Below are 20,479 nucleotides of genomic sequence, written 5' to 3'. Positions count from 1 at the left end.
CGATGAGTGGCGTTTGTGCCACTTCGTTCTGCAGGGTGCGGCTCCACGTTGGAGGTGTGACTTACAACCTCCAGGAGCGACACGTCATGAACAAGACCCCTTTCCTTGCCGGTACCGTCCTTGCCGCCGCCCTCGGCGCGCTGTCGTTCGGCGCCCAGGCGGCCGAGCCCGTCGGCTTCTACGCCGGCGCCGGCGTCGGCCAGTCGATGATCGACGAGGGCATCCTCGACGAAGAAGAGACCGGCTTCCAGGTCTACGGCGGCTACCAGCTGCACCCGAACTGGGGCTTCGAGCTGGGCTACACCGACTTCGGCAAGATCGAGTACGGCGACGTGGCTTCGCTGGAAGCCGACACGGTCTCGCTGGTCGCGGTCGGCACGCTGCCGTTCACCGACAAGTTCTCGGGCTACGCCAAGGCCGGCGTGCACAGCTGGGACGCCGACGCCCGCGCCGCCGGCATCGGCAGCGCCTCCGACGACGGCACCGACCCGACCTACGGCCTGGGCCTGCAGTACCGCTTCACCGACACCTTCGCGCTCCGCGGCGAGTACAGCCGCTTCGAGCTGGATGACGTGGACGTGGATCTGGCGCAGGTGCAGGTGCGGTTCGATTTCTGATCGATTGCGGATTGTCGTGATGCGAAAGGCCGGGCTCATGCCCGGCCTTTTTCTGCGTCCGTTTCGGTTGCCTGCATTGGGAACACCTGCGCCATCGCGGGAAGCAATTCACGATCGACGCGGCCGGACGGAATTGATCGGGCTGGGCCCTCGCGAGACTTGTATATACATCGTGGTTTATATACAATCGACAGCCGCCAAGGCAAAGGATGCTGCATGGCCATCCGGATCTCGGATCAGATTCGCGCCAAGCTGGCTGCCGAACATGATGTTGGAGTGCCGGAGGTTGAGCAGTGCTTTGCCAATCGCACCGGTCATCTGCTGATAGACACCCGGGAGGAACATGCCACTGATCCTCCGACACGCTGGTTCATAGCGCCGACCAACAAGGGTCGGCTTCTGAAGGTCTGTTATGTCCCGCGCGGGGATTACTTCATCCGTACCTGCTACGAGCCCAATGAAGCCGAGCTGGCCATCTACCGGCGGCACGGAAAGCCCCATGACTTCTGAGGAACCCGCCATGACGACACGTGCCCTTGATGCAGAAGTAACCGCCAAGTGGGAAAGCGGCGAGTATGGGCGTAGCGATGCGCACGTCGCGGTGGTGCCTGAGGACGAGTCTCTGCAGCTCGATACCAACCTGGCGATGAAGCTGGTCTCGATCCGGCTGCCCATCCCGTTGATCGACGCGCTGAAAGCGATTGCGAGCCATCACGGCATCGCTTACCAGCCGATGATCCGCGACCTGCTGATGCGGTTCGCACGCTCGGAGTTCCAGCAGATCCAGGCAGACCTGAGCAACCGCATGGACCAGGCCCAATCGGCTGACGAGTCGAGTCCCCCGGTGGAAGCGTTCATCGAGCGCACCAGGAAGGCCGCTGCGCAGTAAAGCGGCTGCGACCCGAGTGGTTACCAGACCAGATCGTCGGGAACCTTGAACTGCGCGTAATAGGCGTCGTCTTCGGACGTGGCGGCGAGGGCCTCGTCGCCCGGCTGCCCATGATCCAGCACGATCCAATCCGGCACGCGCTCGCGCACCTTATCGCCAGCGCCGCGCGGCAGCAGTTCGTACCGGTCGCCGAGGCGCGCGATCACCAGCGCGCCTGACGACAGCTTCTTCCGCAGCTCGTCGTTCACCAGCAGCGTCCGGATCGCGCCGTCGGCGGTGAAGCGGTACTCGCTCTCGCCGCTGCGCGGCACCTTCTTGTCCTGGATGATCTGTCGCGCCTGGGCCTGGAGTTCGGCGTCGCGGGCCCTGGCCTTGCGCTCGGCTTCAAGGGCACGGTCGCGTTCGATCTTCTCGAGGCGGGCGCGTTCGGCGTCGCGCTGGATCTCGGCGTCGGTCGGCGGGGCCTTGCCCTGGCGGGCCTTGGTTTGCTGGCGGGCGACTTCGGCGACCTTGGACTTCTTGGCCAGGCCGGCTTTCAGGAGTTGTTCCTGGAGGGGGTTGAGTTTGGCCATGGGTGGTCGGGCGGCGGGAGGGGCGGACCATGATAGCGGTGGGGTGGGTTGGGGTCGCAGCTGTAGCTGCTCCTACAGGGAAGGGGTGTGGAGAGGCGTCAGTCCCCGTTGGACCAGGCGGCGAGGTTCTGCTTGAGCTTGTCGATGTCGGCCCAGGGGTCCTTGCGGCGGCGCTTCAGCATCGCCGGCACGTCCTTGATCGTGTACGGATCCGGGCGCTCCAGCTTCGACAGCGCGCTCCAGGCGATCGGCATCGCCACCGGCGCGCGCGGGCGGGCGCGCAGCGAATACGAGGCCACCGCGGTGGCGCCGCGACCGTTGCGCAGGTAGTCGACGAAGATGCGCTTGTTGCGCTTGGCCTTGGTGGCGGTGGCGACGAAGCGGTCGGGCTCGCTCTGCGCCAGCGCCTGGGCGAAGCCCTGTGCGAAGCGCTTGGTCAGGTCCCAGTCGCAGCCCGGATTGAGCGGCACCACCACGTGCAGGCCCTTGCCGCCGGAGACGCGCAGGAAGGATTCGAGTTCGGCCTGGTCGAGCAGGCGGCGGATGTGGGTGGCGGCGCGCTTCACTTCGGAGAACGGCACGCCCGGGCCGGGGTCGAGGTCGAAGATGACGCGGTCGGCGGTGTCGGGCGTGTCGGCGTGGGCGCCCCAGGGGTGGAACTCCAGCGCGTTGAACTGCACCAGTTCCAGCAGGCCGGCGGCGTCCTCGATCACCAGGTAGTCGGCGTTGATGCCGCTTTCCTCCTTCAGGCGCTGCGTGGACACGAGTCCAAGTCCCGCGGTGAGGTGCTTCTGGAAGAAGCAGGGTTTGTCGGTGCCGGACGGGCAACGGATGATCGAGACGGGACGGCCCTGCACCTCGGGCAGCAGGTGGTCCATGACCGCGGTGTAGTAGTTCCAGACGTCCTGCTTGGTGGCGCGGATATCGGCGTAGAGGATCTTGGTGGGGCTGGAAAGGGCGGGGGGCTGGCGGTCCGGGCGCGCTTTCGCTCCACGCGGCGTGACCTTCTTCGCAGCCACCTTCGAAGCATTCTTCGCGGAGGCCGTTTTCGTGGCCTTTTTCGTCGCCTTCTTCGTCGCCGCTGCCGCCGATGTCTTCTTCGCCTTCTTCGCAGCCTTCTTCGCGGCCATCGGCCTCTCCTCCGTCGTTCCGTGGTCGCTGTCCGCCAGGTCCGCCACGTCCTTGTCCCGGCGCAATCCCTTCAGCGATGGCTGCCGCAGCAGCTGCTGCCGGCCGATGCCGCGGAAGAACACCTCGACCACGAAGCGCGGCGCGAACCAGGTCGCCGTGCGCAGGTCGGTGTCGGTGGTGCCGACGTGGGCGGTGGGCTGCCTGGCGCCGCGCTTCGGCAGCCTGGCGGTGACCTCGGCCATCAGCCTGTCGTTGAAGCCGCTGCCCACGCGCCCGACGTAGCGCCAGCCATGTTCGGCATCGGGCTTCGCCAGCAGCAGCGAGCCGAAGCCGGTGCGGCTGCCCTTGGGCGCGGTGTAGCCGACCACGGCGAACTCGTCGCTGGCCAGCTGCTTGGTCTTGCGCCAGTCGTCGCTGCGGCCGGGATGGTAGGGGCGGTCGGCGCGCTTGGAGATGATGCCCTCGAAGTCGTTCTCGCCGGCCAGCTCGAACGCGGCCTCGCCGTCGCCCACGGTGTGCGAGCTGTAGGCGAGGTGCCCGGTGGCCCCGGCCAGTAGCGACTGCAGCAGCGCCTTGCGCGCGACCAGCGGGGCGCCGGAGACGTCGACGCCGTCGATGTGCAGCAGGTCGAACAGCGCGTAGGCGAGGCTGCCCTGGCGCTCGCCCGAGAGCGTGGCCTGCAGCAGGTTGAAGTCGTCCTTCGTGCCGCCGCCGGCGATCAGCTCGCCGTCGAGCGCGCCGGCGTCCAGGCGCAGGGCTTCGATGGCGGCGCGGATCTCGGGCAGCTTCGCGGTCCATTCCAGCGCGTTGCGCGACCACAGCCGCACTTCGCCCTTCGCAATGGTGGCGAGGATGCGGTAGCCGTCCCACTTGATCTCGTGCAGCCACTGGTCGCCTTCGGGCGCGCGCTCGTGCAGCTTCGCCAGCTGCGGCTCGAACGGGCCGTCGGGCGCCTTGCCCTTGCGCGCGCCGGCGAGCTTCAGCGCCTGCTTCGCCCAGTCCTTGCGGCGACCCTTGCGCACGGGCACCGCGGCGAGCTTCTTCTTGACGGCCTTGCCCGCGCCGGCGCGCTTGAGGTCGGCGGCGGGCGGCGCGGTGACGTCGGCCAGCAGGTCGTCGGCCTCGAGCGTGCCCGCCCACGCATCCTTGTCCTTGAACAGCAGCCACTGGGGCTGCTTCGCCGGCTTGCCCGAGCGCACCAGGTGCCAGCCGCCCTTGAGCTTGTCGCCGAAGAGTTCGAAGCGGAGATGCCCCTTCGCGAGCTGCGCCTCGGGATCGCCCTCGGTGGACCATACGCCGTGGTCGAAGCGCGCGACGTGGCCGCCGCCGTACTCGCCCTTGGGGATCTCGCCCTCGAAGCCGGCGTAGTCGACGGGGTGGTCCTCGACCTCCACCGCCATGCGCTTGACGTCGGGGTCGTAGCTCGGGCCCTTGGGCACCGCCCAGCTCTTGAGGGCGTCGCCCACCTGCAGCCGGAAGTCATAGTGGCGACGGCTGGCGTGGTGCAGCTGGACGACGAAGATGGCGCGCTGGCCGCGCGGCAGCGGCTTGCCCGGCTCGGGTTCGCGCGTCTTGTCGAAGCTGCGCTTGCGGCGGTATTCGACCAGGCTCATGCGGCGGCACCTGCGTGCGGGCGGGCCACCCACCTTCCCGCCGCCGCCGTGAACGGCCGGTCAGCCCAGCGGGTCGGCGACCGGCACGCGGATGCGCTTCAGGGCCTCCAGCGCGGAGGCGCGGCCTTCGGCGAGGTCGACGATGGGGCGCGCGGGATACAGGCCGGTCGGGCGCGAGCCGCTCGGGACCTCCCAGGGCGCGTGCCGCGCCTTCGCAGGCAGCCCGCGCAGCTCGGGGACCCAGCGCGCGATGTACTCGCCCGCGGGATCGAACTTCCGCGCCTGCAGCACCGGGTTGAAGATGCGGAAGTACGGCGCGGCGTCGACGCCGGTGCCGGCCACCCACTGCCAGCCGAGCGTGTTGTTGGCGAGGTCGGCGTCGACCAGGTGGTCCCAGAACCAGCGCGCGCCGTGGAGCCAGTGGAGGCGCAGGTGCTTGGTGAGGAAGCTGGCGACGACCATGCGCACGCGGTTGTGCATCCAGCCGGTGGCGCGCATCTCGCGCAGGCCGGCGTCGACGATCGGCACGCCGGTGCGGCCGCGCTGCCAGGCCGCGAGCAGGGCCGGATCGGGCGCGGCCCAGGGGAAGTCGTCGAAGCGCGGGTTGAAGTTGGCGTCGGGCGTCTGCGGGAAGTGGTGCAGCACGTGCACGCCGAACTCGCGCCAGGCCAGCTCGCGCACGAAGGCGGCGCGCTCCTCCACCGGACCCGCGTGCGCGACGGCGTCGACGATGCGCCAGGGCGCGATCTCGCCGAAGTGCAGGTGCGGCGACAGCCGCGAGGTCAGGGGGCGGTCGGGCCGGTCGCGGCCGTCGCGGTAGTCGTGCAGGCCGTGTTCGATGAAGGCCTGGAGCGCGGCGTCGGCACCGGCTTCGCCCGGCGTCCAGTGCGCCCAGAAGCTGGCGTCCCAGGGGATGTCGGGCGCGAGGCCGAGGGCGTCGAGAGCGGTTTCGCCCGGCAGACGGTCGAATTCAGGCAGGGCGTCCGGCGCCGGGTATGGCGCCTGCGGCGACCACGCGCGGCGGGCGGCGTTCCAGAACGGGGTGAAGACGCGGAAGGGATCGCCGGCGCGGGTCTCCAGCTGCCAGGGCTCGAACAGCAGGCTGGCGTTCCAGGCATCGGCGCGCAGTCGCTGCGCGCGCAGGGCGCGGCGCACCGCCTCGTCGCGCCGCGCGGCGGCGGGCTCGTGCCGGCGGCTCCAGTACACGGCGCCGGCGCCGGTAACCGCGGCGATCGCCTGCAGCGTGGCCAGGCTGTCGCCGGCGAAGACGTGCAAACGCGAGCCACGCTGGCGCAGCGAGGCGTCCAGCGCGGCCAGCGAACGGTGCCGCCAGGCATTGGAAGTCGCTCCCGGCGCCCATCCACCGTCTTCGTGGGGGGCATGGATGTACACCGGGAGCGGGGCGAAGCCGGCCCTGGCTGCGGCCTGCAGCGCAGGGTGGTCACGCAGGCGCAGGTCGTCGCGGAACCAGATGACCGCGGTAGGCAGGTCGCGTGGCGGCATGTGGATCAGCGACGAGCCTCCGCCCGCACCTGTCCGGCACTGCCGGCCTGCAGCAGCGGCACGATCTGCCAGAGTGCGGACAGGCCGACCAGCACGTAGACCACGCGGGCGAGCAGGGCGTCCTGGCCGCCGAAGATCGCCGCCACCAGGTCGAACTGGGCGAGGCCGACCAGGCCCCAGTTGATGCCGCCCACGATCACGAGGACCAGGGTGATGAGGTTGATGGCTTTCATGGCATGAGCACCTTGTCGATGACGTGGATGACGCCGTTGGTGGCGGTGACGTCGGCCTGGATGACGCGGGCCTCGTCGACCATCACGGTGCCGCCGTCGGCCTTGATGTCGATCGTGCCGCCGTTGACGGTGGCGGCGCTGTCGATGCCGGCGACGCGGGCGGCAGGGTAGCGGCCGGGGACGACGTGGTAGGTGAGGATCGCGGTGAGCTGCTCGCGGTTTTCCGGCTTCAGCAGCGACTCGACGGTGCCGGCCGGCAGCGCGGCGAAGGCGGCGTCGGTGGGTGCGAACACGGTGAACGGACCGGGGCCCTTCAGGGTGTCGACCAGGCCGGCGGCCTTCAGGGCGGCGGCGAGGGTTCCGAACTGGCCGGCGGCCACGGCGGTGTCGACGATGTCGGCCTTGGCCTGTGCAGGCTTGCTGGCGGCGGCGTCGCCGGACGGGGCGGCGTGGGCCAGGGGCGCGGCGAGGCCGATGGCCAGCGCGGCGGCGAGGAGGCGGAGGCGGGACGGGGCGTGCATGGCGATGTCCTTGGGGTGTGGGTGACGGCGCCAGTCTCCCGCCACGGCGGTTAGATGTGTGTACAGGCGATGATTGTATTTTGGTTGTACAGTCCTCGGCATGTACCCGGTCAAGGCCGCCGCCGAACTCAGCGGGCTCACGCCCGAGACGCTGCGCGCGTGGGAGCGCCGGCACGGCGCCGTGGTGCCGATCCGCGACGCGCAGGGACGCCGGCTGTACGACGCCGCGATGGTCGAGCGCCTGGCGAAGCTGCATCGCCTGACCGATCGCGGACACCCGATCCGCGACCTCGCACGGCTTGACGACGCCGCGCTCGATGCCCTGCTCGAGGAGCGCCGCAACGCCGGCTACGGCGGACTCGACGGACTGCCCGGGCAGCTGCTGGACGCGGTCGCCGACTACCGCGTCGACGTCTTCGATCGGGAGCTCTCCGTGGCCATCGCCACGCTGCCGCTGCCGGTGCTGCTCGCGCGCGTGGTGATGCCGCTGCTGGGCGAAGTCGGCCAGCGCTGGGCCGACGGACGCCTGGCGATCGCGCAGGAGCGGCTGGTCAGCAGCATGCTGCGCGCGCGGCTGCTGTCGATCCTCAACCAGCATCCGCGCGAGCGACGCCCGCGCGTGCTGTTCGCGACGCTCAGCGGCGAGCCGCATGAACTCGGCCTGCTCGGCGCGGCGCTGCACCTGCACGAGCTCGGACAGCCGGTGCTGTACCTCGGCACCGAGCTGCCGGCGCCGGAGCTGGCGCGCGTGGCCAACCGGCTGGGCGCGGCGTCGGTCGCTGTCAGCTCGGTGGATCCGGGCCAGGCGCGCGCGGCGCTGGACGCGCTGCGCGAGCTCGACGCCGCGCTCGATCCGGGCATCCCGGTGTGGCTGGGCGGCGCCAATGCGCGCTATCTCGGCGAGGCCCTGGCGCTGCCTCGGGTGCGCGCGGTGACGGATCCGCAGGTCTTCGCCCGCCACGTCTCGCACGCCCGTCGCGCTGCCTGACCAGCACGCCACGCCGGACTCACGGGGTGGTCCGCAGGATCGTCCGTCCACGCCGCACGCGGCGCAGCGAGGAGACTCCCCATGCGGGCATTGACCTACCAGGGCGCGAAGGACGTGCGCGTCGAGACGGTTCCGGATCCGGCGCTGGTCGCCGCCGACGACATCATCCTGCGCGTCACCGCCACCGCGATCTGCGGCTCCGACCTGCACATCTACCGCGGCAAGATCCCGAAGATGGAGGACGGCGACATCCTCGGCCACGAGTTCATGGGCATCGTCGAGGACGCCGGCCCGGCGGTGACGCGGGTGAAGCGCGGCGACCGGGTGGTGATCCCCTTCGTGATCGCCTGCGGCCAGTGCTTCCACTGCCTGCTCAGCGAGTACGCGGCCTGCGAGACCACCAACACCGGCCGCGGCGCGATCCTCAACGCCAAGCAGATCAAGCCGCCGGCGGCGCTGTTCGGCTACAGCCACCTGTACGGCGGCGTGCCCGGCGGACAGGCCGAACTGGTGCGCGTGCCGCAGGCCAACGTCGGCCCGCTGGTCATCCCGGACGTGCTGTCCGACGAGCAGGTGCTGTTCCTGTCCGACATCCTCCCGACCGGCTACCAGGCCGTGGTCAATGCCGGCGTGGAGCCCGGGTCGACGCTGGCGATCTTCGGCGCGGGCCCGGTGGGCCTGATGGCGGCGGCCTGCGCGCGCATGCTCGGCGCGGAAACCATCTTCATGGTCGACGAGCACGCCTACCGGCTGGAGTTCGCGCGCGCGACGTACGGGATCATCCCGATCAACTTCGACGAGGTCGACGACCCGGCCGAGGCGATCGTCGAGGCCACCGCGGGTCGCGGCGTGGACGCCACGATCGAGGCCGTGGGCTTCGAGGCCAAGGGCAGCGCGACCGAAACCGTGCTGACCAACCTCAAGCTGGAGGGCTCCAGCGGCAAGGCCATCCGCCAGGCGATCGCGGCCACGCGCCGCGGCGGCACGGTGAGCGTGCCGGGCGTGTACGCGGGCTTCATCCACGGCTTCCTGTTCGGCGACGCCTTCGACAAGGGCCTGACGTTCAAGATGGGCCAGACGCACGTGCAGCGTTTCATGCCGGAGCTGCTGGAGGCGATCGGCGAGGGGCGGCTGGCGCCGGAGGTGATCATCTCGCACCGCATGAAGCTCGACGACGCGGCCAAGGGCTACGAGATCTTCAACGGCGCCGAGGACGACTGCCGCAAGGTGGTGCTGACGCCGTGAGGCCGTGACGCCGTGACGCCGTGACGCCGGGGCAGGGGCGGTATCATGCCGCCCTGTCTCCGGGAGTCACGCAATGAAAGTCCTCGTCACCGGCACCGCCGGCTTCATCGGCAGCCATGTCGCCCTCAAGCTGCTGGCGCGCGGGGACGAGGTCATCGGCTTCGACAGCCTCAACGACTACTACGACGTCAACCTGAAGAAGGCGCGGCTGGCGCGCTTCATGGACCATCCCGGCTACACCCACGTGCAGGCCGACCTGGCCGACCGCGCGGCGGTGGAGGCGGTGTTCGCGACGCACCGGCCGGACCGCGTCGTGCACCTGGCGGCGCAGGCGGGCGTGCGCTACGCGGCGGAGAATCCGCACGTCTACGTGTCGAGCAACGTCACCGGCACGCTGCACGTGCTGGAAGGCTGCCGCCACCACGGCGTCGAGCACCTGGTGTTCGCCTCCACCAGTTCCGTCTACGGCGCCAACCGCGCCATGCCCTTCAACGAGCACCAGGCCACCGAGCATCCGCTGACGCTGTACGCGGCGACCAAGAAGGCCAACGAGATGATGGCGCACTCGTATGCGCACCTCTACGGCGTGCCGTCGACGGGGCTGCGCTTCTTCACCGTGTACGGGCCCTGGGGTCGCCCGGACATGGCGCTGTTCCTGTTCACGAAGGCGATCCTGGCCGGCGAGCCGATCAAGGTCTTCAACCATGGCCACCACCGCCGCAGCTTCACCTACGTCGACGACATCGTCGAAGGCATCGTGCGCGCGCTGGACCGGCCGGCCACCGCCGATCCGGCGTGGAACGGCGAATCACCGGATCCGGGTTCGAGCGGCGTGGCGCCGTACCGGATCTACAACATCGGCAACGAGCAGCCGGTCGAGCTGCTGCGCTACATCGAGGTGCTGGAACAGTGCCTGGGCCGCAAGGCGGTGATGGAGCTGCTGCCGCTGCAGGCCGGCGACGTGCCCGACACAGAGGCCGACGTCTCGGCGCTGGTCGCGGACGTCGGCTATCGGCCGGTGGTGGGGGTGGAAGAGGGCGTGGCCAACTTCGTGCGCTGGTACCGCGACTACTACTGAAGCGCCGCTGGGGGGCACTTGGTGGCGCCCGCGGGCGCAGGGTGCCGGACGGCTATGCTGCGGCGCAACAATGCCGTAGTATGAAGGCCTTGCCGCCGATCCTGTCACGGGTCGTCCACGTCGGGCTGGCATGCTGGACGTGCGACCGCCGCGTCGTATGCCCTTTCGCGCCGGGCCACCGTCGAGTTGGCCTGGTTCTTGCATGCACAAGGTCGGACGGGCGCTCCCGTGGCAGCGCAGACCAGCGAATGGAGTCGTGATGGATTGGGTGCTGGAAATCGGGCTGGGTTACGCACTGCTGGCCGCCGTGATCGCCTGGGGCATGCTGAAGCTGCTGCACCCGCTGGCGCCGCGCCTGAACCTCCTCGATTTCCCGCAGGGCCGGAAGGACCACGCCCATCCGACCCCGATCATTGGCGGCCTGGCGATGGTCGTGGGCTGCCTGGTGGTGCTGCCGCTGCTGCCCGCGCACGCCACCTCGACCATGCTCGCGTTCCTGGCCGCCTCGCTGCTGCTGGTGGGCGTGGGCCTGTACGACGACCGCCATGACCTGCGCTGGTACTGGCGCGTGCTCGCCCAGGTGGTCGCCGCGCTGATCATGATCTACGGCGCCGGCGTGCGCGTGGCCAATCTCGGCGGCGTGTTCGGCATGGGCGAGCTGGGCTGGATCTCGGTGCCGTTCACCGTGTTCGCCACCGTCGGCATCATCAACGCGATCAACATGGTCGACGGTGCCGACGGCCTCGCGGGTTCGCTGGTGGCGGCCTGCCTGGTGATGCTGGCCGCCGCCGCCGTCTACGCCGGCAACCCCTCGCTGGCGCGGATCTCGCTGGTGATCGCCGGCGCCGTCTGCGCCTTCCTGCTCTACAACATGCGCTTCCCCTGGCAGCCGCGCGCGAAGACCTTCATGGGCAACGCCGGCAGCGCCTGGCTGGGCCTGCTGGTGGCGTGGGTGGTGTTCCGCCTGACCCAGAACTCCGGCCATCCCGTGAACCCCGTGCTCGCGCTGTGGCTGATCCCGATCCCGGTGATGGACTGCCTGGTGCTGACCGTGCGCCGCACGCGCGAAGGCCGCTCGCCGTTCTCCGCCGGGCGCGACCACATCCACCACTTCATGCAGGACGCCGGCTTCGGCCCGACCCAGGCGGCATTGACGCTGATGGTCTTCAGCTTCGCGACCGGCGCGGTGGCCGGACAGATGATGCGCCTGGACGTGCCGAACATGGCGATCCTGGCCGCCTTCGTCGCCCTGTGCGTGGGCTGGTATGCGCTGAGCTGCAACCGCGCGGCGACGCTGCGCTTCTTTGGCGCGCTGCGCGCGCTGCCGGTGTTCGGGCCGCTGCCCGAGCGCATCCGTGGCCGCCAGGACGGAGGCGGCGAGCCGCCGCGGGCGGCCTTGGGCGTCGCCGCCGCGAGCATCGCGGGACGCACCATGCCGTCCCGCGACGGTACGCATCCGGCCGGTCCGTCCGCGACCGGGGCCGAGGCCGAGGGCAAAGGCGGCCAGGATTCCGACGACCAGCGTTTACGCCGCAGCGCCTGAGGCCGGAATCCGCCATCATGGCGGACTGTCCAGCCCGCCCGGATGGCGGAATCGGTAGACGCAGGGGACTTAAACTCCCTGGGCCTTGCGGCCATTGCGGGTTCGAGTCCCGCTCCGGGCACCATTTCGAGCGCCTCGCGCATTCAGCCGCGGCCGCATCGCCTGCCTTTATGCGTTGAACCCGGGTGCGCATCCGGGACACCGGGCCGCGCCATCGGCCCGGGTGGCGAAACCAGGTAGACGCAGGGGACTTAAAATCTTCCGGCCGCAAGGCCTTGTGGGTTCGAATCCCACCCCGGGCACCAGACTGTCGGGCGGCCACGCACGCTGTGGGATCATGCCCCGGCGCCAGCCCGGCGCGACTCCGGTACCGCCGATGACCTATCGCCACGCCGCCTGGATCGCCTGCATCGCCGTCACGCTGGCCAGTATCGCGCTGGCGCTGGCATGGTCACCGGGGTGGTGGTGGGTGGCGGGCGTGGCCGGCGCGCTGTCGGTGCTGGGCCTGGCCGACGTAAGCCAGCGGACCAGCACGCTGCGCCAGCTGTATCCGGTGCTGGCGCACTTCCGCTTCGGGCTGGAGTCGGTGGGGCCGGAGATCCGGCAGTACTTCATCGAGCGCGATACCGAGGAGGTGCCGTTCTCGCGCGAGCAGCGTGCGCTGGTGTACCAGCGGGCGAAGCGGATGCAGGACACGGTGCCGTTCGGGACGATCCACGACGTCTACGGCAACGAGTACGAGTGGATCAACCATTCGCTGGTGCCCACGCACCTGTCCGACCACGACTTCCGGGTCACGGTGGGTGAGGGCGGAAACGCGCCCTACGAGGCCAGCCTGTTCAACATCTCGGCGATGAGTTTCGGCTCGCTGTCGGCGAACGCGATCCGCGCGCTGAACCTGGGCGCGAAGCGCGGCGGGTTCTACCACGACACCGGCGAGGGCTCGATCTCGAGCTACCACCGCGAGCACGGCGGCGACCTGGTGTGGGAGATCGGCTCGGGCTACTTCGGCTGCCGCGACGCGGAGGGGCGCTTCGATCCGGCGCGCTTCGCCGACAACGCCGCCGACCCGCAGGTGAAGATGGTCGAGATCAAGCTGTCGCAGGGCGCCAAGCCCGGACACGGCGGCATGCTGCCGGCGGCCAAGGTGACGCCGGAGATCGCGCTGGCGCGCGGGGTGGCGGCGGGCGTGGACTGCATCTCGCCGGCGCAGCATTCGGCCTTCGGGTCGCCGATCGGGCTGCTGGAGTTCGTGGCCGGGCTGCGCGAGCTGGCGGGCGGCAAGCCGGTGGGCTTCAAGCTGGCGATCGGGCATCCCTGGGAATGGTTCGGCGTGGCCAAGGCCATGCGCGAGACCGGGATCCTGCCCGACTTCATCGTGGTCGACGGTGCCGAGGGTGGCACCGGCGCGGCGCCGGTGGAGTTCGTCAACCACATCGGCGTGCCGCTGCAGGAAGCGCTGATGCTGGTGCACAACACCCTGGTGGGCGTGGACCTGCGCGACCGGATCCGGGTGGGCGCGGCGGGAAAGATCACCTCGGGCTTCGATATCGCGCGCACGCTGGCGATGGGCGCGGACTTCTGCAACGCGGGGCGCGCCTTTATGTTCTCGCTGGGCTGCATCCAGGCGCGCAGCTGCCACAACGACCGCTGCCCGACCGGCATCGCCACCCAGGATCCGCGGCGCTGGACCCACCTCGACGTCGCGGGCAAGGCCGAGCGGGTGGAGCACTACCACCGCAACACCATGCTGGGCTTCCGCGACCTGCTGTGCGCGGCGGGGCTGTCGTCGCCGGCGGAGCTGGGGCCTGAGCACATCGTGCGCCGGGTGTCCGGCAACCACGTGAGCTCGCTGGCCAACATCTACCAGTTCCTGCAGCCGGGCGAACTGCTGGGCGACGTGCCCGAGCGCCACGCCGTGTTCCGCTCGTTCTGGGCCGACGCCCGCGCCGACACCTTCGCCCCGCCGCCGCGCGTGCTCGAGATGCGCGCCTCCAAGAGCCGCTGACCGCGCCTGCGGTGGCGGCTACGCGCCGCCCTCCAGCCGGTTCACGATGGCGGTCGCGGTCAGGTCGCCGGTGACGTTGCCGGTGGTCGAGAACACGTCGGGGATGTTGTCCACCGCCAGCAGCAGCCCCAGCGGCTCCACCGGCAGGCCCATCGCCTGCGTCACCGGCAGGTTGTTGGTCATGAAGCTGACCTGGCCGGGCAGGCCGACCGAACCCATGCTGATCAGCGCCGACAGCACGATGGCGGTGCCGACCTGCAGCCCGCCAAGGTCGAGGCCGTACATCCAGGCGATGAAGCTCACCACGCCGATGTACTGGACCGGGCTGGTGATGCGGAACAGCGAGACCGCCATCGGCAGCACCAGCGCGGTGACGTGCAGCGGGTAGCCGAGGCGGCTGCGCGCGCAGTCGATCATCGCCGGCAGCGACGCCAGCGAGGACTGGGTGCTGGCCGCGATCACCTGGGCAGGGAAGATGCCGACCATGAAGCGGCGCACCGGCTCCTTCGCCACGAGGCGCGCGACGCCGTACAGCAGCACGGTCACCATGACGTACAGCGTGCACAGCAGCAGCACGTACCAGCCGAGCGCGCCCAGCACCGCCAGGCCCACGCGCGCACATACCGCCAGCACCAGGGCGAACACGCCCAGCGGTGCCGCCAGCAGCACCCAGCGCACGACCTGGATCATGGTGTCGGCGATGGCCTGCACCAGCTCGAGCAGGCGCGCGCGGCGCTCGGGGTCGATGCGGGTGGCGGCGAAGCCGAAGAACAGCGAGAACACCACCAGCGGCAGCATGGCGTTGGCGGCCGCGGCCGCGAGCGCGTTGCTGGGGATGACCGTGGTGATCCATTCGCCGAAGGAGGGCGCGCGGCCGATCACGGTTTCGTCGGCGCCGATGGCGAGCCGGAACGCGTCGACCAGGGCCTGGTCGCGCGGTACCAGCGACAGCAGGCCCGGGGCCATGAAGGCGGTGAAGCCGCCGGAGGCGATCAGCAGCACGGCGAACACGGCCATCGCCCGCCGCGCGGTGCGGCCCGAGGCGGCGGCGTCGGTGGCGGAGTTGACGCCCAGCACCACCAGCGCCGCCACCAGCGGCACCACGGTCATCTGCAGGGCGTTGAGCCAGAGGCGCCCGACGGGCTGCACCAGGTCTGCCGCGCGCGCGCCGAGCGCGGGATCGTTCCAGGCCAGCAGCAGGCCGGCGATGGCGCCCAGGGCCAGTGCCAGCAGCACGCGGGCCGCGTTTGAAAGCCGCGGCATCCTCAACGCCTCCCCGATGCAGGGTTGCGGCTTCGACCGGCGGTTGTCGCGGCTACAGCCGCTCCTGCAAAGGCGTTGCGAGGTGCTGCCATGGGCGTCTCATTCGATGGGTGCGGCGTTCTCGACCAGCATACGCAGGTGGGCCTCGTCCTCGCACAGCAGCAGGAACACCAGGTCCAGCAGGTGCTGGAGGGCCGCGTGGTACAGCAGCAGCTCCACCTGCGGGCGCGGGTCGTGCGCGCTGACCAGCAGGGCGATGTCGGCATGCGCCCGCAGCGCGTTCGCGGTGTGCCGGGTGATCGTGACGACCTTGCCGCCGCGCTGTCGGAACAGGCGCGCGGTGTGGCACAGCGCGGCTTCCTGGCCGTGTTCGCAGAGCACCAGCAGGACGTCGCCGGTGCCGGCCGAGGAGCTGCCGACCGCCATCAGCGCCGGGTCGAACAGGTGGATGGCGGTGCGCCCGATCATCGCCAGCTTGATCGCGATCGAGCGCGCGTGCAGGCCGTCGTTGCCGACGCCGATGGCGTAGACCTTGCCGGCCGCGCGGATGGCCTCGGCCACCCTGGCGACGTCGGTGTGCGCGTTGAGCGCGCGGGTGACGGTCACGGCCTCGGCCTTGGCGCGCCACAGCGATTCGGCAAGCTGCGCCCCCGGATCATCGTCGCGCGCGGCCAGTGCCGTGCCGGCGTCGCCGTTGTCGGAGTCGAGCCTCGCCAGCGATTCGCCGATGGAGAACTTGAGGTCCGGGTAGCCCTTGAAGCCGAGCTTCTGGCTGAACTTCACCACGCTCGACTGGCTGATGCCGAGCGCGTTGGCCAGCTGCTGCGAGGAGTAGTCGCGCAGCAGGTGGGCGTTGTCGAGCATGAAGTCGGCGATGCGGCGCTCGATCGCCGACATCCGGTCGCGTTCGCCGCGGATCCTCGCGAGCGGGGGCATCGGCGCCTCAGCCGGTGGTGATCGGCTCGAGCCCGCGCACCGAGCGGATGCCCAGGCCCGGCGCGTCGCTGATGGCGATCTCGGCCTCGTTGAACTCGACGCCGCCTTCGACCGGGTCGAAGGTGCACAGCGAGGGTCCGTCGAGGTCGACCTTGGTGATCGCGCCCGCCTTGGCCACGGCCAGGTGCACCGCGGCCGCGACGCTGATGGCGGACTCGATCATGCAGCCGATCATGCAGTCCACGCCGTGCACCGCGGCGATGTCGGCGATGCGGACCGCATTCGAGATGCCGCCGGTCTTCATCAGCTTGATGTTGATGATGTCGGCGGCGCGCCGCTGGATCAGGTCGATGACCTGGGACGGGCCGAACACGCTCTCGTCGGCCATCACCGGCGTATGCACGCGCTCGGTGACGTACTTGAGCCCTTCGATGTCGCTCGCCGGCACCGGCTGCTCCAGCAGTTCCAGGTGGATGCCGGCGTCCTCCAGGGCGTGGATGGCGAACACCGCCTGCTTCGGCGTCCAGCCCTGGTTGGCGTCCAGGCGGAGCAGGGCGCGGCCGTCGACCGCGGCGTGGATCGCCTTGACCCGTTCGATGTCGAGGCCGATGTCCTTGCCGACCTTGATCTTCAGCGACTCGAAGCCGCGGTCGATCGCGGCCAGCGAGTCGGCCACCATCTTGTCGATGTAGTCGACGCTGATGGTGAGGTCGGTGGTGACCACGGGGTCGCCGCCGCCGCCGAGCATGCGGTAGAGCGGGGCGCCGTACAGCTGGGCCCACAGGTCGTACAGCGCGATCTCGACCGCGGCCTTGGCGCTGGTGTTGCGCTCCATGGCGGTCTGCACCAGCTGCACGTTGCGGTTGAGGTCGGCGACGTCGCGGCCGATGAGCCGCGGGCCGATGACCCGTGCGACCGCTTCGATCATGGAGCCGTGGGTGTCGCCGGTGATCACCGCCGTGGGCGCGGCCTCGCCGTAGCCGATGCGGCCGTCGTCGGTGTGGATCATCACCACGATGTCCTCGACGGTGTCGACGGTGCGCAGCGCGGTCTTGAACGGCGTCTTCAGCGGGACCCGCAGCATCGCGAGCCGGATATCGGTGATCTTCATGTGCGGCGGGTCTTTGTCTGGGCGGGATCCGGTCAGGGCCGGATGCGCTGGATGCTGGTGATGCGGTCGACGGTGGGCGTGGTCGCGTTCGACATCATCGGCAGGATGGGGGTGACCACCACGCCGTTGAGGTGCAGGCGCACCAGGTCGTCGGTGCCCTCGGGCTTCCAGCTCATGCCGCTGGTGTCGTGGATGGCGACGGGCTCGCCGTCGACGTGGCCGATCACCATCATCACGTGGCCGGGGATGTAGACCAGGTCGCCCGGGCGGGCTTCGCGCAGCGCCTGGACGCGCTCGGCGTGGCTGTCGCCGGCGTCGAAGGGCAGGCGGTTGAGCGCGGGGCTGACGGCCTGCGCGCTGGTGTTGCGCGGCAGCAGCACGCCGAAGCTGCGGTAGATCTCGGAGGCGAAGCCGCTGCAGTCGCGGGTGTTGTACGAGTGTCCCCAGCCGTAGCGCTCGCCGAGGAACTTGAAGGACTGGCGGATCAGGTTGGCTTCGGTCAGCGGCAGGTAGTCACTGGCGACGTCGGCCGAGCGCGGCAGCAGGGCGGGCTGGAACGACAGGCGGCCGTCGTCGCCACGCACCGGCAGTTCGATGACGTGGGCCGCGGCGGGCAGCTGGCCGTTGACCTCGTCCATCGCCGGCCAGTCGGCCAGCACCGGCACGCGCACGCCCATCTCGAGCTGCACGTCGGAGACGGCGGGGTTTTCCGGCGTGTACGCGGTGCGCGCGGTGGCGCCGGTCACCACCAGGAAGGGCGCGCGGCGGCCCCAGGCGTGGATCGCGTCGCGCTCGCCCTCGGCGATGGACTGCTTCTCGATCCACGCGGCGTAGCGCTGGCTGACGATGAAGGCCCAGTCGCCGTCGCGGCTCTCGTGGACGATGGCCACGGGATCGCCCGGGAACAGGGCGCTTTCCTGGAAGCGGTCGATGTCGGTGTCGCCGGCGGTGCTGAAGACGCGCAGGCGGGTGGGGAAGGTGCGCAGGTCGGCGCGGCGCACGACCATGCCGTGGCGCAGCGGCTGGCTGGCCGGGATCGCGTCGAGGTCGAGCGAGGCCTGCAGGCGCTCGAGTTCGCCGCGCTCCACCGGCTGGCCGTGGACGTCGAACAGCGTGCGTTCGGGCAGCTTCGACAGGCCTTCGATCCAGGCGCGAACCTGCGTGCCGTCGACGTGGCCGGGCAGGGCCTCGAGGTCGTGGATCGAGCCGTCCTCGGCCTGCATGCGTGCGTTCTGCGCGGCGATCTGCGCCGGCGTCAGCACCACGCGGTCGGCGTCGGCGAGCGCGTCGATCCAGAACCCGGGCGAGAGATGGGCTTCGGCCAGCCCCGGGACCGCCAGCGGCGGCGACGCCTGGACCGGTTCGCGCGCGGCCAGCGAGGCGGGCAGTGCGAGCAGGAGGCTGAGGAGCAGCGCAGTGGATCGCATGGATCGTCCCCTTCCGGCGATATCGGAGCCGGAGGGCATCATGGAATACATGATTCGGACAAATCAACCAATAAGAATAAATTATTGACGCCCCATGAAGCCCATGTTACACAGCCCCGACGCAGTTCCGGGGCCAGGAGAGGGGCTTTCAGCGATGCCTGCAGTCGATCCAGCACACATGCTTGCCAGCGCGGGCCCCGCCCCGCGCCGATGGCGTGCCCGTGCCTTGGCCCTCGCCCTCGCCGCAACCCTCCCTGTAGGAGCGGCTATAGCCGCGACCGCCGTTTCGTCGGTGGACGTGGCAGCGGTCGCGGCTATAGCCGCTCCTGCAACAGCAACAACAACGGCCACCGCCGACAGCGACGACATCGGCGCACGCCTCGCTGCTCCGCCCGCCATCATCGACCTGGTCGACTCCGGCGACTTCATCGGCGCCGAAGCCGCCATCGCCCGTGCGCTCGAAGACGCGTCGCTCAACGCCGACCAGCGCACCGCGCTCGAGTTCCAGCGCGAACGCATGCGCCGCATCCTGCTCGACTTCCGCCTGGACGAGGCCGGCGCCAAGGCGCGCCTGCGCCGCGACATCCCCGACCTCACCGACGCCGAGTTCGCGCGCTGGGACGCCGAGGGCCTGATCGAGGCGCGGGTGATCGACGGCCAGCGCCGCTGGTTCAGCCGCGGGCCCTCCAACCTGTTCCGGCTGAGCGAAGAGGCGCGCAAGCGTCGCGCGACGCCGCTGGTGTTCTACGACAGCCCGCTGGAAGTGGCGCATCCGCAGCACGCCCGCGTGCGCGAGGCCGCGCTGGCCAGCGGAGAAAGCGCGGTCGCGCCGCAGCGCGTGCGCGTGACCCAGTCGCTGACGGTCAAGCCCGACGCGGTGCCCGCCGGCGAGACAGTGCGCGCCTGGCTTCCGTTCCCGCGCGCCATCGCCGGGCAGCAGGAGCACATCGCGCTCCAGTCGACGGTGCCGGCCGCGCATCGGCTGGCGCCCGAATCCGCGATGCAGCGCACCGTGTACATGGAGGCCCCGGCCGTGGCCGGCGAGCCGACCGCGTTCTCGGTGACCTACGAGCTGACCGTGCACGCGCAGTACCACCGGATCGACCCCGAACGCGTGGTGCCGGCGGAGATCACGCCCGAGCTCGCGCCCTTCGTGGCCGAGCGCGCGCCGCACGTGGTGTTCAACGACGCCATGCGCCTGGAGTCCGCGCGCATCGTTGGCGACGAAACCAACCCCTACCGCATCGCGCAGAAACTGTTCGCCGCCGTCGACCGCATTCCCTGGGCCGGCGCCCGCGAGTACTCGACCATCACCAACATCGGCCAGCACGCGCTGGAGCAGGGCCACGCCGACTGCGGCCAGCAGACCCTGCTGCTGATCACCCTGCTGCGGATGAACGGCATTCCGGCGCGCTGGCAGTCGGGCTGGATCTTCTCCGACGGCGAATACAACAACATGCACGACTGGGGCTGGATGTACCTGGCCCCCTACGGCTGGGTGCCGATGGACGTGACCTTCGGCCGCCTGCCCGGCGCCGCGCCGGAGCTGCAGGACTTCTACCTGGGCGGACTCGACGCCTGGCGCATCGCATTCAACGACGACTGGTCGCGCGAGTTCGTGCCGGCCAAGCGCCACCCGCGTTCCGAAACCGTCGACCTGCAGCGCGGCGAAGCCGAGTGGGACGGCGGCAACCTGTATTTCGACCAGTGGAATTACGACTTCGAGTGGCAGCTGCTGCCACCGGTCACGGACGACGGCACCTGAGCCAAGCCAACCAACAACGCACACCTGTTCCGGGGA

The 20,479-nt window shown here is 70.2% G+C and carries 18 protein-coding genes and 2 tRNA genes; 11 read left to right on the top strand and 9 right to left on the bottom strand.

The annotated features are described in order from the left end of the window. Positions 1-86: 86 nt before the first annotated feature. The 3 genes from H9645_RS09745 (at position 87) to H9645_RS09735 (ending at position 1,506) form a co-directional block, all read left to right on the top strand. A complete protein-coding gene (locus H9645_RS09745; RefSeq protein ID WP_191729514.1) occupies positions 87-617 on the top strand; it encodes an outer membrane beta-barrel protein in 531 nt (176 codons plus the stop codon). Positions 618-833: 216 nt separating this feature from the next. Continuing rightward, positions 834-1,127, top strand: coding sequence for a BrnT family toxin (locus tag H9645_RS09740; protein WP_191729513.1), 294 nt, complete (start codon positions 834-836; stop codon positions 1,125-1,127). 10 nt (positions 1,128-1,137) lie between these two features. Continuing rightward, the gene (locus H9645_RS09735) at positions 1,138-1,506 is read left to right on the top strand and encodes a CopG family antitoxin (protein ID WP_191729512.1); all 369 of its coding nucleotides are present in this window, start codon (positions 1,138-1,140) and stop codon (positions 1,504-1,506) included. Between the two features lie 20 nt (positions 1,507-1,526). Here the strand turns inward: H9645_RS09735 and H9645_RS09730 are convergent, their stop codons facing one another. From H9645_RS09730 to H9645_RS09710, 5 genes are all read right to left on the bottom strand, one after another. Further along, positions 1,527-2,078: a DUF2058 domain-containing protein gene (locus H9645_RS09730; RefSeq protein WP_191729511.1), complete on the bottom strand. Its 552-nt coding sequence runs from the start codon at positions 2,076-2,078 to the stop codon at positions 1,527-1,529. A 98-nt stretch (positions 2,079-2,176) separates the two neighbouring features. Next, complete coding sequence (gene ligD / locus H9645_RS09725) at positions 2,177-4,822, bottom strand: DNA ligase D (RefSeq protein WP_191729510.1); 2,646 nt, start codon at positions 4,820-4,822, stop codon at positions 2,177-2,179. A gap of 60 nt (positions 4,823-4,882) precedes the next feature. Beyond that, on the bottom strand, positions 4,883-6,325 hold the full coding sequence (locus H9645_RS09720; protein ID WP_425490231.1) for a cryptochrome/photolyase family protein: 1,443 nt from the start codon (positions 6,323-6,325) through the stop codon (positions 4,883-4,885). Positions 6,326-6,330: 5 nt separating this feature from the next. Continuing rightward, the gene (locus tag H9645_RS09715) at positions 6,331-6,558 is read right to left on the bottom strand and encodes a DUF378 domain-containing protein (RefSeq protein WP_191729509.1); all 228 of its coding nucleotides are present in this window, start codon (positions 6,556-6,558) and stop codon (positions 6,331-6,333) included. Further along, a complete protein-coding gene (locus H9645_RS09710) occupies positions 6,555-7,079 on the bottom strand; it encodes a fasciclin domain-containing protein (RefSeq protein ID WP_191729508.1) in 525 nt (174 codons plus the stop codon). The genes H9645_RS09715 and H9645_RS09710 overlap by 4 nt, the downstream gene beginning before the upstream one ends. Positions 7,080-7,179: 100 nt before the next feature. Here H9645_RS09710 and H9645_RS09705 point away from each other — a divergent pair, with 100 nt between their 5' ends. The 7 genes from H9645_RS09705 to H9645_RS09675 all read left to right on the top strand — a co-directional run bounded on the left by H9645_RS09705 (position 7,180) and on the right by H9645_RS09675 (position 13,941). Further along, a complete protein-coding gene (locus H9645_RS09705; protein ID WP_191729507.1) occupies positions 7,180-8,067 on the top strand; it encodes a MerR family transcriptional regulator in 888 nt (295 codons plus the stop codon). Between the two features lie 81 nt (positions 8,068-8,148). Then, positions 8,149-9,312, top strand: a complete 1,164-nt coding sequence (locus tag H9645_RS09700) for a zinc-dependent alcohol dehydrogenase (protein ID WP_191729506.1) — start codon at positions 8,149-8,151, stop codon at positions 9,310-9,312. A 73-nt stretch (positions 9,313-9,385) separates the two neighbouring features. After that, positions 9,386-10,390 carry an NAD-dependent epimerase gene (locus H9645_RS09695; RefSeq protein WP_191729505.1) on the top strand — a complete coding sequence of 335 codons (1,005 nt, stop codon included), beginning with the start codon at positions 9,386-9,388 and terminating at the stop codon, positions 10,388-10,390. A 259-nt stretch (positions 10,391-10,649) separates the two neighbouring features. Continuing rightward, positions 10,650-11,933, top strand: a complete 1,284-nt coding sequence (locus H9645_RS09690) for an MraY family glycosyltransferase (protein ID WP_191729504.1) — start codon at positions 10,650-10,652, stop codon at positions 11,931-11,933. A gap of 36 nt (positions 11,934-11,969) precedes the next feature. Beyond that, positions 11,970-12,057 (top strand) — tRNA-Leu (locus H9645_RS09685). Positions 12,058-12,150: 93 nt separating this feature from the next. Further along, positions 12,151-12,238 (top strand) — tRNA-Leu (locus tag H9645_RS09680). A gap of 71 nt (positions 12,239-12,309) precedes the next feature. Beyond that, entirely contained in the window at positions 12,310-13,941 is a 1,632-nt protein-coding gene (locus tag H9645_RS09675) for an FMN-binding glutamate synthase family protein (protein ID WP_225218165.1), read from the top strand. An 18-nt stretch (positions 13,942-13,959) separates the two neighbouring features. Here H9645_RS09675 and H9645_RS09670 read toward each other — a convergent pair whose 3' ends face one another. The 4 genes from H9645_RS09670 to H9645_RS09655 all read right to left on the bottom strand — a co-directional run bounded on the left by H9645_RS09670 (position 13,960) and on the right by H9645_RS09655 (position 18,678). After that, positions 13,960-15,204 carry a dicarboxylate/amino acid:cation symporter gene (locus tag H9645_RS09670; RefSeq protein ID WP_191729502.1) on the bottom strand — a complete coding sequence of 415 codons (1,245 nt, stop codon included), beginning with the start codon at positions 15,202-15,204 and terminating at the stop codon, positions 13,960-13,962. A gap of 99 nt (positions 15,205-15,303) precedes the next feature. Beyond that, on the bottom strand, positions 15,304-16,140 hold the full coding sequence (locus H9645_RS09665; RefSeq protein WP_191729501.1) for a MurR/RpiR family transcriptional regulator: 837 nt from the start codon (positions 16,138-16,140) through the stop codon (positions 15,304-15,306). Between the two features lie 7 nt (positions 16,141-16,147). Continuing rightward, a complete protein-coding gene (locus H9645_RS09660) occupies positions 16,148-17,251 on the bottom strand; it encodes a dipeptide epimerase (RefSeq protein ID WP_191729500.1) in 1,104 nt (367 codons plus the stop codon). Between the two features lie 32 nt (positions 17,252-17,283). Then, a complete protein-coding gene (locus tag H9645_RS09655; protein ID WP_191729499.1) occupies positions 17,284-18,678 on the bottom strand; it encodes a C40 family peptidase in 1,395 nt (464 codons plus the stop codon). 316 nt (positions 18,679-18,994) lie between these two features. On the opposite strand from H9645_RS09655, the gene H9645_RS09650 reads away from it, so the two are divergent. Beyond that, on the top strand, positions 18,995-20,443 hold the full coding sequence (locus H9645_RS09650; RefSeq protein ID WP_425490237.1) for a transglutaminase-like domain-containing protein: 1,449 nt from the start codon (positions 18,995-18,997) through the stop codon (positions 20,441-20,443). The last annotated feature ends 36 nt before the right edge of the window (positions 20,444-20,479 follow it).

Origin of the sequence: Luteimonas colneyensis (assembly GCF_014836665.1) — a bacterium.
GTDB classification, from domain to species: Bacteria; Pseudomonadota; Gammaproteobacteria; order Xanthomonadales; family Xanthomonadaceae; genus Luteimonas; species Luteimonas colneyensis.
Note: the sequence above shows the minus strand (reverse complement) of the source record. Positions and strands in the feature narration are given on the sequence as shown.